This is a genomic window from Faecalibacterium sp. DFI.5.82, from assembly GCF_029076575.1.
In the GTDB taxonomy this organism is placed as follows: Bacteria; Bacillota; Clostridia; order Oscillospirales; family Ruminococcaceae; genus Faecalibacterium; species Faecalibacterium duncaniae.
This window is the reverse complement of the sequence record NZ_JARFIS010000767.1, coordinates 1-300: the sequence shown is the minus strand read 5'-3', so window position 1 is coordinate 300 and position 300 is coordinate 1. Positions and strand designations below refer to the sequence as shown.

The following is a 300-nucleotide window of genomic DNA, read 5'->3' as shown; positions in this document are numbered from 1 at the left end:
TTCTGACAAAAAGAAAGGGAATTTTCAATGCAGCTTTCACAAACGGAACGGGAGCGCCTGTCCGCTATTCTGGAACAGTACGACCATCACCCCAAGGTGCAGGAAAAGCGTGAGTTTATCCAGCACGGTGATGTGACCACCTACCAGCACTGCAAGAATGTGGTCGTGGTCAGCTGCTGGATCAACCACCGCTTCCATCTGGGAGCCGATGAGACCACGCTGGCCGTGGGGGCTTTCCTCCACGATTTCTATCTCTCTGACTGGCACAAGCAGGGCTCTTTCCACGGCCTGCGGCATCTG

The 300-nt window shown here is 54.7% G+C and carries 1 pseudogene; it reads left to right on the top strand.

What is annotated here, in order from left to right:
* Positions 1 to 27 precede the first annotated feature (27 nt).
* A pseudogene (locus P0G09_RS18825) lies at positions 28 to 300 on the top strand (HD family phosphohydrolase); the annotation flags it as partial.